The organism is Pseudonocardia sp. ICBG601 (assembly GCF_020496245.1).
Map to the genome: position 1 here is coordinate 69,986 of NZ_JAHLJA010000152.1, position 13,092 is coordinate 83,077.

10 protein-coding genes are annotated in these 13,092 nt (G+C 77.1%); 9 read left to right on the forward strand and 1 reads right to left on the reverse strand.

Annotated elements, in window-relative coordinates; translation table 11 throughout:
• The first annotated feature begins 2 nt into the window (after positions 1-2).
• Genes recC through recD form a run of 3 tightly spaced genes read left to right on the forward strand, consistent with a single transcriptional unit; the run spans position 3 to position 8,868 of the window.
• Entirely contained in the window at positions 3-3,380 is a 3,378-nt protein-coding gene (gene recC / locus KPL57_RS50615) for an exodeoxyribonuclease V subunit gamma (RefSeq protein WP_226357575.1), read from the forward strand.
• Positions 3,377-6,862 (forward strand): UvrD-helicase domain-containing protein, encoded by a 3,486-nt coding sequence (locus KPL57_RS50620; protein ID WP_226357576.1) that lies wholly within the window; start codon positions 3,377-3,379, stop codon positions 6,860-6,862. Before recC ends, KPL57_RS50620 begins: the two co-directional genes overlap by 4 nt.
• Positions 6,859-8,868 (forward strand): exodeoxyribonuclease V subunit alpha, encoded by a 2,010-nt coding sequence (gene recD, locus KPL57_RS50625; protein WP_226357577.1) that lies wholly within the window; start codon positions 6,859-6,861, stop codon positions 8,866-8,868. The genes KPL57_RS50620 and recD overlap by 4 nt, the downstream gene beginning before the upstream one ends.
• Positions 8,869-8,892: 24 nt before the next feature.
• Here the strand turns inward: recD and KPL57_RS50630 are convergent, their stop codons facing one another.
• Complete coding sequence (locus KPL57_RS50630) at positions 8,893-9,738, reverse strand: DedA family protein (RefSeq protein WP_226357578.1); 846 nt, start codon at positions 9,736-9,738, stop codon at positions 8,893-8,895.
• Positions 9,739-9,904: 166 nt separating this feature from the next.
• Here KPL57_RS50630 and KPL57_RS50635 point away from each other — a divergent pair, with 166 nt between their 5' ends.
• The 6 genes from KPL57_RS50635 to KPL57_RS50660 are packed head-to-tail and all read left to right on the forward strand — an operon-like array spanning position 9,905 to position 13,064.
• Positions 9,905-10,495: a GNAT family N-acetyltransferase gene (locus tag KPL57_RS50635; protein WP_226357579.1), complete on the forward strand. Its 591-nt coding sequence runs from the start codon at positions 9,905-9,907 to the stop codon at positions 10,493-10,495.
• A gap of 16 nt (positions 10,496-10,511) precedes the next feature.
• On the forward strand, positions 10,512-10,988 hold the full coding sequence (locus KPL57_RS50640) for an NUDIX domain-containing protein (RefSeq protein ID WP_374203913.1): 477 nt from the start codon (positions 10,512-10,514) through the stop codon (positions 10,986-10,988).
• 9 nt (positions 10,989-10,997) lie between these two features.
• A complete protein-coding gene (locus KPL57_RS50645; protein ID WP_226357581.1) occupies positions 10,998-11,252 on the forward strand; it encodes a Rho termination factor N-terminal domain-containing protein in 255 nt (84 codons plus the stop codon).
• Between the two features lie 12 nt (positions 11,253-11,264).
• Positions 11,265-12,038, forward strand: coding sequence for a 5-formyltetrahydrofolate cyclo-ligase (locus tag KPL57_RS50650; protein WP_226357582.1), 774 nt, complete (start codon positions 11,265-11,267; stop codon positions 12,036-12,038).
• Complete coding sequence (locus KPL57_RS50655) at positions 12,035-12,550, forward strand: O-acetyl-ADP-ribose deacetylase (protein ID WP_226357583.1); 516 nt, start codon at positions 12,035-12,037, stop codon at positions 12,548-12,550. The genes KPL57_RS50650 and KPL57_RS50655 overlap by 4 nt, the downstream gene beginning before the upstream one ends.
• 4 nt (positions 12,551-12,554) lie before the next feature.
• Entirely contained in the window at positions 12,555-13,064 is a 510-nt protein-coding gene (locus KPL57_RS50660) for a gamma carbonic anhydrase family protein (RefSeq protein WP_226357584.1), read from the forward strand.
• The last annotated feature ends 28 nt before the right edge of the window (positions 13,065-13,092 follow it).

The window sequence follows — 13,092 nt, forward strand, 5'->3', positions numbered from 1 at the left end:
CCGTGCTGGAGATCCATCGGGCCGAACGCGCCGACACCCTCGTCGAGGCGCTCGCCGACGTCCTGGCGGCCGGCTCGGGCGACCCGTTCGCGGCCGAGACCGTCGCGGTCCCCGAGCGCGGGGTGGAGCGCTGGCTGGCCCAGCGGCTCGCGCACCGGCTCGGTGCGGGGACGGGCAGCGGCGGGGTCTGCGCGAACGTCCGGTTCCCGGCGCCGGCCGCGCTGCTCGGCGGGGTCGTCGCGCACGTCACCGGCACCGACCCGGCGACCGACCCGTGGTCGCCCGGCCGGTCGGTGTGGCCGCTGCTGGAGCTGATCGACGAGGCCGTCGCCGCGGGCGGGGACGACCGGTTCACCGCTCTCGCCGCGCACCTGGAGCGGGGTGGGCACGGCCGCCGCTACGCGCTCGCCCGCACGCTGGCCGGGCTGTTCGGCTCCTACGCCACGCACCGCCCCGAGCTGCTGCGCCGCTGGCGTACCGGTGAGGACGCGGTACCCGCCGACCTGGTGTGGCAGCCGGAGCTGTGGCGCCGCCTGCACGCCGCACTCGGGGTGCCCGGTCCCGCCGAGCGCCTCGACGACGCGGTGGCCCGCCTGCGCGGGGGCGCCGACCCGGGCCCCGAGGTCGGGCCGCGGCTGTCGCTGTTCGGCCCGACCCGGCTGGCCGCCGAGCACCTGACCGTCCTGGAGGCCCTCGCGGCGCACCGGGAGGTCCACCTGTGGCTGCCGCACCCGTCGCCGGCGATGTGGGACGCGGTGCGCGCCGCGCGGACACCGGGGGTGCCCTCGCGCGCCGCCGACACCAGCGCCGAGGCCGTGCGTCATCCGCTGCTGCGCTCGCTCGGCCGGGACACCCGGGAGCTGGCCCTGCGGCTCCCCGCGGCCGGGCCCGGCGTGACCGACACCCACCACCCGGCCCCCGCCGGGACCGGCGCGCCGACCCTGCTGCGCCGCCTGCAGACCGCCCTGCGCGACGACGCCGTGCCCCCCGCCCCGGAGGACCGTCCCCTGCTCGACGCGGACGACCGCAGCGTCGCGCTGCACTCCTGCCACGGCCCGGACCGGCAGGTGGAGGTGCTGCGCGAGGTGCTGCTCGGCCTGCTCGCCGCCGACCCGGACCTGGAGCCGCGCGACATCATCGTCATGTGCCCGGACATCGAGGTGTTCGCGCCGCTGATCACCGCCTCGTTCGGCCTCGCCCCGGACGCGGACTCCCCCGACGGTGCGGGCCCGTCGCGGGAGGAGCTCCACCCCGGGCACCGGCTGCGGGTGCGCCTGGCCGACCGCGCCCTGCGCCAGGCGAACCCGCTGCTGGGCACGGTGTCGTCGCTGCTGGAGCTGGCCGGGTCCCGGGTCAGCGCCTCCCAGGTGCTCGACCTGGTCGCCTCCGCCCCGGTGCGGCGCCGTTTCCGCTTCGACGACGACGCGCTGGAGCGGCTGTCCGAGCTGGTCACCGCGGCCGGGGTCCGGTGGGGGCTCGACGCCGCGCACCGGCGGCCCTACCGGCTCGACGGGGTCGAGCAGAACACCTGGCGGGCCGGACTGGACCGGATGCTCGTCGGCGTCGCGATGGCCGAGACGCCGGGCGCCCCGGCCTGGCTGGGCACCGCGCTGCCGCTGGACGAGGTCGACTCCTCCGACGTGGACCTCGTCGGGCGGCTCGCCGAGTTCGTCGACCGGCTCGCGACGGTGCTCGGTGCGCTGCGCGGCCCGCAGCCGCTGTCGGTCTGGGTGGACGCGCTGGTCGAGGGGCTGTCCGCGCTGACCGACACCACCCCGACCGACGCCTGGCAGGCCGGGCAGGCCCGGGCGGAGCTGGCCGACGTCGTCGCGTCCGCGGGGCCGCAGGCCGCCACGGTCGACCTCGACCTGCCCGACGTGCGCGGCCTGCTCGCCGAGCGGCTGCGCGGGCGGCCCAGCCGGGCCAACTTCCGGACCGGCACGCTGACCGTCGCGACGCTGGTGCCGATGCGGGCCGTCCCGCACAAGGTCGTGTGCCTGCTGGGCTGCGACGACGGGGTGTTCCCCCGCGCCGGCGCCCCCGACGGCGACGACGTGCTGGCCCGCGACCCGGTCGTCGGCGAGCGGGACCCGCGTGGGGAGGACCGCCAGCTGCTGCTCGACGCGATCTGCTCGGCCACCCGGCACCTGGTGGTGGTGTCCTCCGGGGCCGACGAGCGCACCGGCGCCGACCGGCCGCCGTCGGTGCCGGTCGGGGAGCTGTGCGACGCGATCGACGCCTGCGTGCGGACCGGGACCGAGGCGACCGCGTCGCAGGCGCTGCGGGCCCGGCACCCGCTGCAGCCGTTCGACCGGCGCAACTTCACCTCCGGCGCGCTGCTGGCCGCCGGGCCGTTCAGCTTCGACCGGGCCGCGCTGCGCGGTGCCGAGGCCGCGGCCGGGCCGCGCACCGTGACCCCGCTGTTCGGCGCGGACCCGCTGCCTCCGCCGGAGGACCCGCCGGACGGGGTGGTCGAGCTCGACGAGCTGGTCGCGTTCGTCGAGCACCCGGTGCGGGCGTTCCTGCGCCAGCGGGTGCGGGTGCTGCCACCGGAGGAGAACGTCGAGCCCGACGACGCGCTGCCAGTCGAGCTCGACGGCCTGGCCACCTGGAAGATCGGGGACCGGCTGCTGACCGACCGGCTCGCCGGGGCGGCACCGCAGGCCGTCGCCCGGGCCGAGACGCTGCGCGGTGACCTCCCGCCCGGCGGGATCGGACACCGGGTGCTCACCGAGGTCGGCGGGCAGGTCGAGCCCCTGGTCGCCGTCGCCGCGGCGGTCGCGACCGGCGAGGCGGGATCGCAGGACCTCGTCGCGCAGCTCACCGGCACACCGGAGGACGGCCGCGCCGTCGCCGGGACGGTGCCGGGCCTGCACGGCGACGTCGTGGTGCGCGTCGAGTACTCGCGGCTCAAGGCAAAGCACCGGCTGCGGGCGTGGGTGCAGCTGCTCGCGCTCACCGCCGCGCACCCCGGCCGGTCCTGGACGGCGGTGACCGTCGGGCGCGGCCCCGGCGGCGCGGCCCGCTCGGTGCTCGGCCCGGTCGACCCGGGCCTCGCCCGCCGCACCCTGGCCGACCTGGTCGCGCTGCGCCGCGAGGGCCTGCGGGCGCCGCTGCCGCTGCCCACCGACGCCGCCGCCGTCTACGCCCGCAACCGCGCCCGCGGGGTGGTCCCGGCCAACGCGTTCGCCGCCGCGGAGAGCGAGTGGTCGCGCTTCGAGCACGCCGAGGCCCCGCACGTCTTCGTCCGGGGCGCCGCGGGCGGCCCGCTGGTCGTCCGTCCCGAGCCCGGCTCCGGCGGGGAGCCCACCCGCTTCGGGGAGCTCGCCGTCCGGCTGTGGGCACCGCTGCTCGACCACGAGAGGCAGGACGCGCCGTGAGCACCACCAGCGTGTTGTCGGCACCGACCTTCGAGGTCGACGGGCCGCTGCCGACCGGCACCGTCGTGCTGGAGGCGAGCGCGGGGACGGGCAAGACCTACACGATCGCCGCGCTGGCGACCCGCTACGTCGCCGAGGGCGTCGCGGACCTGGACCGGCTGATGCTGGTCACCTTCGGCCGCGACGCCACCCAGGAGCTGCGCGAGCGGGTCCGGGAGCGGCTGGTGGGCACCGAGCGGGCGCTCGCCGCCGTGCAGTCCGGCGCCGCCCCGCCGACGCCGGAGGCCGACCCCGTGGTCGCGCACCTGGCCGCCACCGACCCGGCCGAGCTGGAGCGGCGCCGGGCCCGGCTGGCGACGGCGTCGGCGTCGTTCGACGCGGCGACGATCGCCACCACCCACCAGTTCTGCATGCAGATGCTGGCCGGGCTGGGCGTGGCCGGGGACAACGACCCGGACGCCGAGTTCGTCGACCACGTCGACGACGTCGTCACCGAGGTCGTCGACGACTTCTACGTGCGCAAGTACGCCGCCCCGAACGCGGGCCGCCCGGCCTTCGACCGGGCCGCGGCCCTGGCGCTGGCCCGCCGCGCCGTCGGCGACCCGCAGGCCGAGCTGGAGCCCCGCGACGCCGACCCGGCCACCCCGGCCGCCACCCGGTACGGCTTCGCCTCCGCGGTGCGCCGCGAGGTCGACGCCCGCAAGCGGCGCTCGCGCATCTACAGCTACGACGACATGCTCACCCGCCTCGCCGCGGCGCTGCGCGACCCGGTCCGCGGCCCCGCCGCCCGGGAGCGGCTGCGGTCGCGGTTCTCGGTGGTGCTCGTCGACGAGTTCCAGGACACCGACCCGCTGCAGTGGGAGATCCTGTCCCTGGCGTTCCACTCCGCACCCGACACCACGTTGGTGCTCATCGGCGACCCGAAGCAGGCGATCTACGCCTTCCGCGGCGCCGACGTGCACAGCTACCTGCGGGCCGCCGACGCGGCGGCGACCCGGCGCACCCTCTCGACCAACCGCCGCAGCGACGCGGCCCTGCTCACCGCGCTGGACGGGGTGTTCGGCGAGGCCGCCCTCGGAGACTCCGGGATCGTCGTGCACCCGGTCCGGGCCCACCACACCGGCCGGCGGCTGACCGCCCGCCACGACGCCCCGCTGCGGCTGCGGCTGGTCGACCGGGACCGGCTCGACCTGACCGGGCGCGGGCTGGCCCGGGCCAAGGGCGCCCGCGCGGTGGTGGCGCGCGACGTCGCCGTCGACCTGTCGCAGCTGCTCGACGGCACCGCCCGCTTCGCGGGGGACCGGCTGCGCCCCGGGCAGGTCGCGGTGCTGGTGCGGACCAACGCCCAGGGCCTGCTGGTGCGCGACGCCTGTGCCGAGGCCGGGGTGCCCGCCGTGCTCACCGGCTCCACCAGCGTGTTCACCACGCCGGTCGCCGCGGAGTGGCTGACGCTGCTGGAGGCCGTCGAGCAGCCGCAGCGCTCGATGCGGCTGCGCGCCGCCGCGCTGACCCGGTTCGTCGGCCACACCGTCGCCGACCTGTGCGGGCCCGACGCCGAGGGCCTGGTCGACCAGCTCGGCGCGGACCTGCGGGCCTGGCACCAGGTCCTCGCCGAGCGCGGGGTCGCCGCCCTGCAGGAGGCCGTGTTCGCCCGCTACGCCCCCGCCGAGCGCCTGCTGCGCAGCCCCGACGGCGAGCGCGACCTCACCGATGTGCGCCACGTCGGCCAGGTGCTGCACTCCGCGGCGCTGGAACGCCACCTGGGACCGACGGCGCTCACCGAGTGGCTGCGGCACCGGATCGGCGAGGCCGCCCGCGACACCTCCGCCGAGCGGAGCCGGCGGCTGGAGTCCGACGCCGACGCCGTCCAGATCGTGACGGTGCACCGGTCCAAGGGGCTCGAGTTCCCGGTGGTGTACCTGCCGTTCGCGTGGGACCGCTGGGTCGACGACCGGCCCGAGACGCTGCTCTACCACGACACCCCGGCCGGTGCCGGTGGCCAGCGCCGGCTGCTCGACGTCGGCGGGTCCACCGGGCCGGACCGCACCCGGCGCACCACGCTGCACCAGGCCGAGGAGGCGGGCGAGGACCTGCGGCTGCTGTACGTGGCGCTCACCCGAGCCTGCAGCCAGGTCGTCGCCTGGTGGGTCCCGGGGACGACGACCGCGGCGGCGTCGCTGCACCGGGTGCTGTTCGGGCACGCCGGGCCCGGCGCGGAGCCGGAACCGACCGCGAAGGTCCCCGGCGACGCGAACGCGCTGGCGTTCCTGCGGGAGCGGCTCGCCCCGGCCGGCGCGTCGGTGGAGACCCTGCACGACCGCGACCCCGCCGACCGCACCCCGGTCCCGCCCGACGCCGGGCTGGCCGTCGCGACGTTCACCCGCACGCTGGACACCGCGTGGCGGCGCACGTCCTACACCGCGCTGACCGCGGCCGCGCACGCCGCGCACCACCCGCACCCGGCCGTCGACGCCGAGCCGGAACCGGCCGCGACCGCGCCCGGGGTGCTGACCGAGCCCGAGGACGAGGGCATCGTCGACGAGCCCGACCCCGCCCCGCTGCCCGGTGCGGGCCCCACCGGGGACGCCACGGCGGGCACAGCCGACCCGGCGGCGTTCCCCTCCCCCATGGCCGACCTGCCCTCGGGCACCGGGTTCGGCACCCTGGTGCACGCCGTGCTGGAACACCTCGACACGACCACCGCGGCCGAGGGTGACGCCGCGCTGCGGGCCGAGGTCGTCGCGCACGTCACCGAGGAGCTGCGCCACCAGCCGGCCGACCTCGATCCCGACGAGCTCGCCGACGCGCTCGTCCCGGTGCTGCGGACCCCGCTCGGGCCGATCGCGTCCGGGCTGGCGCTGGCCGACGTCGCCCCGGAGGACCGGCTGTCCGAGCTGGACTTCGAGCTGCCGCTGTGCGGCGGGGACACCCCGACGGGGCGGCTCACCCTGTCCGGGCTGGCCGCCGCCGTCCGCAGGCACCTCGGGCCCGGCGACCCGCTGCACGGCTACGCCGACCTCCTCGACTCCCCCGACCTCGCCGGACAGCCGCTGCGCGGCTACCTGACGGGCAGCATCGACTCGGTGCTCCGGGTCCGTGACGGGGCCGGGGGGCGATTCCTCGTCGTGGACTACAAGACGAACTGGCTGGGCCCGGTCGGCCCGTCCGGGCGCGACCCGCTGACCGCGGCGCACTACACCGCCGACCGGCTGGCCACGGCGATGGCCGACGCGCACTACCCGCTGCAGGCGCTGCTCTACGCCGTCGCGCTGCACCGCTACCTGCGCTGGCGGCTGCCCGGCTACGACCCGGACACCCACCTCGGCGGGGTCGGCTACCTGTTCCTGCGCGGCATGTGCGGGCCGGACACCCCGGTCACCGGGTCCGGGCCGCTGGCCGCGCCGTGCGGTGTCTTCGCCTGGCGGCCACCCGCCGCCCTGGTCGAGGAGCTGTCGGACCTGCTGGACGGAGGCACCCCGTGACGACGACCGCACCCCCCACCCCGGCGCCGACGGCACCCCCGGCCCCCGAGCGGGACCCGTTCGGTCCACGGGCCGCCCGCACCGCGACCGGGGTGCTCGCCGCGTTCAACGAGGCCGAGATCCTCGCGCCGGGCGACGTGCACGTCGCCCGGCGGCTCGCCGCCCTCGGCGGACGCGGCGACCCGACCACCGCCGCCGACCCGGCCGCCGCCGAGCCCGAACCGGTGGTGCTCGCCGCCGCGCTGGCCGTGCGCGCGATCCGCAACGGGTCGGTGTGCGTCGACCTGGTGAAGGCCGCGGCCACGACCGCGGGCGAGGGCGAGGTCGCCGTCGACGTGTCCGGGCTGCCCTGGCCGGAGCCCGCGACGTGGCGCGCGGCCTGCGCGGACAGCCCGCTGGTCGCCGTCGGCGAGGACGGTCCCGCCGGGCGCCCGCTGCGCCTGCTCGGGGACCTGCTCTACCTGGAGCGCTACTGGCAGGAGGAGGAGCTGGTCCGCCGCGAGTTCACCGCGCGCGCCGGGCCGGTCGCGGCCGTCGACCCCGACCGGCTGTGCGCGGCGCTGGACCGGCTGCTCGGCGACCCCGGCGCCGAACGGCAGCGCCTCGCCGCCGCGGTCGCCGCGCTGCGGCCGGTCGCCGTGATCGCCGGCGGTCCCGGCACGGGCAAGACGACGACGGTCGCGGCCCTGCTCGCCGTCCTGCACGACCTGCACCGCGCGGCCGCCCCGCCCGGCGCGCCGGGTCTGCGGGTGGCGCTCGCCGCGCCGACCGGGAAGGCGGCTGCCCGGCTGACCCAGTCCGTCGCCGAGGCCCACGGGCGGCTGCCGGAGACCGACCGGGCCGCCGTCGCGGGGGCGACGGCGTCGACGCTGCACCGGCTGCTGGGCTCGCGGGGCACCTCAGGCCGGTTCCGCCACCACCGGGGCAACCGGCTGCCGCACGACGTCGTGGTCGTCGACGAGACGTCGATGGTGTCGCTGACGATGATGGCGCGGCTGCTGGAGGCCGTCCGCCCGGACGCCCGGCTGGTGCTGGTCGGGGACCCGGACCAGCTCGCGTCGGTGGAGGCCGGTGCGGTCCTCGGCGACCTCGCCGCCGCGGGCGGCCGGGCCGAGCCCGCGCTGCAGGACGCGCTGAGCGCCTGCGGGGCGTTCCGCGTGGACCGGCCCGTCCCGGCCTCCGGCGCCGCGGGCACCCCCGCGCCCGCCGAGCCGGGCCCGCCCGTCGTGATCCCCAACGGGGTGGTGCGGCTGGAGCGCAACTGGCGCTTCGGCGGCACGATCGCGGACTTCGCCGCCGCCGTGCAGGGCAACGACCCGGACGCCGCCGTCGCGCTGCTGCGCCGCGGCACGGCCGACCTGTCCTTCGTCGACGGCGACGCGGCCGAGATCGAGGCACGCCGGCTGGACACGTTCCGCCAGGACGTGACCCGGGCCGCGGTGAACGTGATCGGGGCGGCCGAGGCCGGGGACTCCGAGCAGGCGCTGCGGGTGCTCGACGACCACCGCGTCCTCTGCGCGCACCGCCGCGGCCCGCACGGGGTGACCCGCTGGACCGCGGAGATCGAGCGCTGGGTGGAGACCGAGCGTCCCGGCTTCGCCGCCGAGGCCCCCTGGTACCCGGGCCGTCCGCTGCTGGTCACCACGAACGACTACGACCTGGGCCTGTTCAACGGCGACACCGGCGTCGTGGTCCGGACCGCGTCCGGACGCCGCGCGGTGTTCGCCCGGGACAACTCCTCGGTCGCGTTCGAGCCGGCACGCCTCGGCGGCGTCGGCACCGTCCACGCGATGACGGTGCACCGCAGCCAGGGCAGCCAGTTCCGGCGGATCACCGTGGTGCTGCCGCCCGCGGACTCGCCGCTGATGACCCGCGAGCTGCTCTACACCGCCGTCACCCGGGCCAAGGAGTCCGTGCGGATCATCGGCACCGAGGAGGCGGTACGCGCCGCGATCGGCCGCCCGGCCGGGCGCGCGAGCGGCCTGCAGCAGCGGCTCGGGACCTGAGGTCCCGAGCCGGCGCGGGCACCGTCACGCGGCGGGCGGGGCCTGCTGCTTCTGCCTGCGGCTCGCCTGGAACGACACGAACACGACCAGCGCCAGGCTGATCCACAACGCGTACTTGTCGACGGCGAGCACCACGTCGACGGCGTCCTGCCCGAGGCCGAACCCGAGCCCGGCGACGAGCCCGGTGATCAGCGCGGCGCCGATCGCGTCGAAGAGCAGGAACGTCGCGAGCCGCATCCTCCCCAGTCCGGCGACCGCGAACACCGCGGCGGCCGGGATGCCGGGCAGCGCGGCCGCGACGACGGCGATCGGCATCGCCCAGCGCGGCCAGCTGCGGATCCGGCCGACGAACCGCTTCGCGAGGTCACCGGGCGCCCACAGCGCGACGATCTTCTCGCCCCACCGGCGCCCGGCCAGCCAGAACAGCCAGTCGAACTTGATCATCCCGAACACCCCGGCGGCGATGACGACCCACAGGTCCGCCTCGCCGATCCGGGCGAACGCCGCGCCCGCGCCGACCGCGGAGAGGCTGCCCGTGACCGCGGCGAGCCACACCGGGTGCGACGCCAGCAGGAACGGCCGCAGCGGCATCGTCGCGAGCATGAACACGAGCAGGCCGAGCGTGGAGAAGACGAGCACCTTGTCGCCGCGCGACATCGGGTGGTCCCACGGCATCGCGTCGCGCCACGCCTGCTTGCCCGCCTCGATCTCCTCCGGGCTGTAGTCGCGCCGCCACCACCGGGTCCGTGCGGGGGCGGTCGCGGGCGCGTCCGGTGCCACGGTCGCGACGGCGTCCGCGCCGTCCCCGCGGTCCGCGGCGGACCCGCCGTCTCCCGTCCGTGCGGCCGGCCGGGTGTGGTCGCTCGTCATCGTCGTCCCCCTCGTCCGATGGCGTTCCATCGGAACACGACCCTAGGCGGGCCGGGGTCCGGCCCGGATCCGCAGCGAGGACGAGATGCCCACCGTCCCCGTCCTCGTCCGGGCGGAGGAGGAAACCCCTCGGCGGCGGCCCGCGGCGCCGCTACGCTCCCGCCCCGTGCCGCCGTCCGTCACACCGGCCGACGGGCCGTCCCTCGACGCCCCCGTCACCCTGCGCCCGTTGGTGCGGGCCGACCTGCCCCTGCTGCGGCGCTGGCTGGCCGCGCCGCACGTGCACCGGTGGTGGTTCCACGAGACCACCGACGAGGCGCTCGAACGCGACTTCGGGGCGGGGCTGCGCGGGGAGGAACCGGGCGAGGACCTCGTCGCCGAGCTCGGTGGTGTCCCGGTCGGGCTGGTCCAGCGCGCCCGCTGGCACGACTACCCCGAGGAGGTCGCCGCGATCGCGCCGATCCTGACGCTCCCGGACGGTGCGCTGACCGTCGACTACCTCATCGGGCCGGTGGAGCTGACCGGGCGCGGGCTGGGCCCGCGGATCATCGCCGCCGCCGTCGCCGAGGGCTGGGAGCGCTACCCGGAGGCGACGGCGGTGGTCGTCCCGGTCGCGGCGGGCAACCGGGCGTCGTGCCGGGCGCTGGAGAAGGCCGGGTTCCGCCGGGTCGCGACCGGGGAGCTGCCCCCGGACAACCCGGCCGACCCCCCGCTGGCCCACGTGCACCGGCTCGACCGGCCCGCCCGTCTGGGATGATCCCCGCGTGCCTCCCGTGACCAGCGCCGGACTCCTGCTGCACCGGGCCGGGCCGGGCGGCCCGGAGGTGCTGCTCGGCCACATGGGTGGACCGTTCTGGGCCCGCAAGGACGAGCACGCCTGGTCGCTGCCCAAGGGCGAGCACGGCCCCGACGAGAGCCCGCTCGACGCCGCCCGCCGCGAGTTCACCGAGGAGATCGGCGCCCCGCCGCCCGACGGCGAGCCGGTCGGGCTCGGCACGGTCCGCCAGTCCCACAAGACCGTCACCGCCTTCGCGCTGGACGGGTCCGGCTTCACCGGCGCCGACGCCGTCGCCGACCGTCCCGACGACGGCAGCTGGGTCGAGATGGAGTGGCCGCCCCGCTCCGGGCGGACCCTCCGCTTCCCGGAGCTGGACCGCGCCGCGTGGTTCGACCTCGCCACCGCCCGGGAGAAGATCGTGAAGGGTCAGGTGCCGTTGCTGGACAGGTTGGCCGCGCTGCTCGGCGGGTAGTCGACCGCCATGGCGAGCAGCATCAAGGACGACGAGATGTACGAGCGTCTCCGCGAGGAGGGCAACTCCAAGGAGAAGTCCGCGCGGATCGCGAACGCCGCGGCCGCCGAAGGTCGCGACACCGTCGGCAGGCGCGGCGGCGAGCACGGCGACTACGAGGACCAGACCAAGGACCAGCTCTACGCCCAGGCGCAGAAGGTCGGCATCCCCGGCCGCTCGGACATGACCAAGGACGAGCTGATCCGGGCCCTGCGCGAGCACTGACATCATCGGGGCATGAGCCGCCGTCACGACCACGACGCCGGGGGCGACCCCGGGACCCTCGCCCGCAAGGCGGAGCTGCGCGAGGAGGTCTGGACCGCGCTGACCGAGCAGAAGGCCTCCCGGTTCCCGGGGGCGCGGAACCGGATCTCGAACTTCGTCGGCGCCGAGGCCGCGGCCCGGCGGCTGCGCGAGCTGGACGTGTGGCGCGCCGCCCGCACCGTGAAGTCCAACCCGGACTCCGCCCAGCTCCCGGTGCGCCGGTACGCGCTGGAGGACGGCAAGACCGTGTACATGGCCGTCCCGAGGCTGGCCGAGGACGACCCGTTCTTCCTGCTGGACCCCGACCACCTCGCCGACCCGCCCCACCGCGCCGTGTCGATCAAGAACGCCACGCGGTCGGCCCGCCGGGTCGCCGTCGACGAGCTGGAGCCGGTGGACCTCGTCGTCACAGGCTGTGTGGCCGTCGGCGCGGACGGGGCGCGGCTGGGCAAGGGCGGCGGGTTCGCCGACCTGGAGTTCGCGCTGGCCCGCGCGGCGGGACTGATCTCCGACGACACCCTCGTCGTCACCACCGTGCACGAGCTGCAGCTGCGCGACGCCGGCGTCATCCCGTGGGCGGACCACGACGCGCCGGTCGACCTGATCGTCACCCCGGACCGCGTCGTCGACTGCCGGGAGCACCGCCGGAACCGCCCCGAGGGCGGCATCGTGTGGGAGTCCCTCACCGAGGACAAGATCGCGGCCATCCCGCTGCTGGGACGGCTGCGCGAGGAGGCACGCGCATGAGGATCGTCTGCGAGCGCGGGGACATCACCGAGGCCCGGGTCGACGCCGTCGTCAACGCCGCCAACTCCGGCCTGCGCGGCGGGGGCGGCGTCGACGGCGCCATCCACCGGCGTGGCGGGCCCGCGATCCTCGCCGAGTGCGAGCGGCTGCGCGACGGCGACCTGCCCGACGGGCTCCCCACCGGACAGGCCGTCGCGACGACCGCCGGGGACCTGCCCGCCCGCTGGGTGATCCACACCGTCGGACCGGTGTACGCGCGGCGCGAGGACCGGTCGGCGCTGCTGGCGAGTGCCTACCGCGAGTCGCTGCGGGTCGCCGACGAGCTCGGCGCCCGGACCGTCGCGTTCCCCGCCGTCTCGGCCGGGATCTACGGGTGGCCGCTCGACGACGCCGCCCGGATCGCCGTCGCCACCGTCCGGGAGGTCGCCGAGGCGGGCACCGCGGTGACCGAGGTCCGGTTCGTCCTGTTCAGCGACGACGTCCTCGCCGCGTTCGAGACCGCCCTAGGCTGACCCCATGATCACCGTGAACGGCCACACCCCGCAGGTCCACGAGCAGGCCTGGGTGGCGCCCGGCGCCGTGCTCGCCGGCGAGGTGAGCGTCGGTGCGGAGACCGGGATCTGGTACACGTGCGTGATCCGGGCCGACTTCGCCCCGATCACCCTCGGCGCCCGCACCAACGTGCAGGACGGCTCCGTCCTGCACGCCGACCCCGGCTTCCCGGCGACCGTCGGCGACGGCGTCACCATCGGCCACCGCGCGGTCGTGCACGGCTGCACCGTCGAGGACGACGTGCTGATCGGCATGGGCGCGGTGCTCATGAACGGGGTGCACGTCGGCGCCGGGTCGCTGATCGCCGCGGGTGCGGTGCTCACCCAGGGCACGGTGGTGCCGCCCGGGTCGCTGGTCGCCGGGGTCCCGGGGAAGGTGCGTCGCGAGCTCGGCGAGGCCGAACGGAACTCGATCCCGCTGTCGGCCGCCGCCTACGTCCACCTGCTGGGCCTGCACCGCGACGCCAACGCCTGACCCAGCCGTCGCCGGCGCCCCGGATCCG

What these genes read in the sequence shown, in the direction of transcription:
- KPL57_RS50660 (WP_226357584.1), top strand. Translation starts at nt 12,555, where the DNA reads ATGATCACCGTGAACGGCCACACCCCGCAGGTCCACGAGCAGGCCTGG.
- KPL57_RS50655 (WP_226357583.1), top strand. Translation starts at nt 12,035, where the DNA reads ATGAGGATCGTCTGCGAGCGCGGGGACATCACCGAGGCCCGGGTCGAC.
- KPL57_RS50650 (WP_226357582.1), top strand. Translation starts at nt 11,265, where the DNA reads ATGAGCCGCCGTCACGACCACGACGCCGGGGGCGACCCCGGGACCCTC.
- KPL57_RS50630 (WP_226357578.1), bottom strand. Translation starts at nt 9,738, where the DNA reads ATGACGAGCGACCACACCCGGCCGGCCGCACGGACGGGAGACGGCGGG.
- KPL57_RS50645 (WP_226357581.1), top strand. Translation starts at nt 10,998, where the DNA reads ATGGCGAGCAGCATCAAGGACGACGAGATGTACGAGCGTCTCCGCGAG.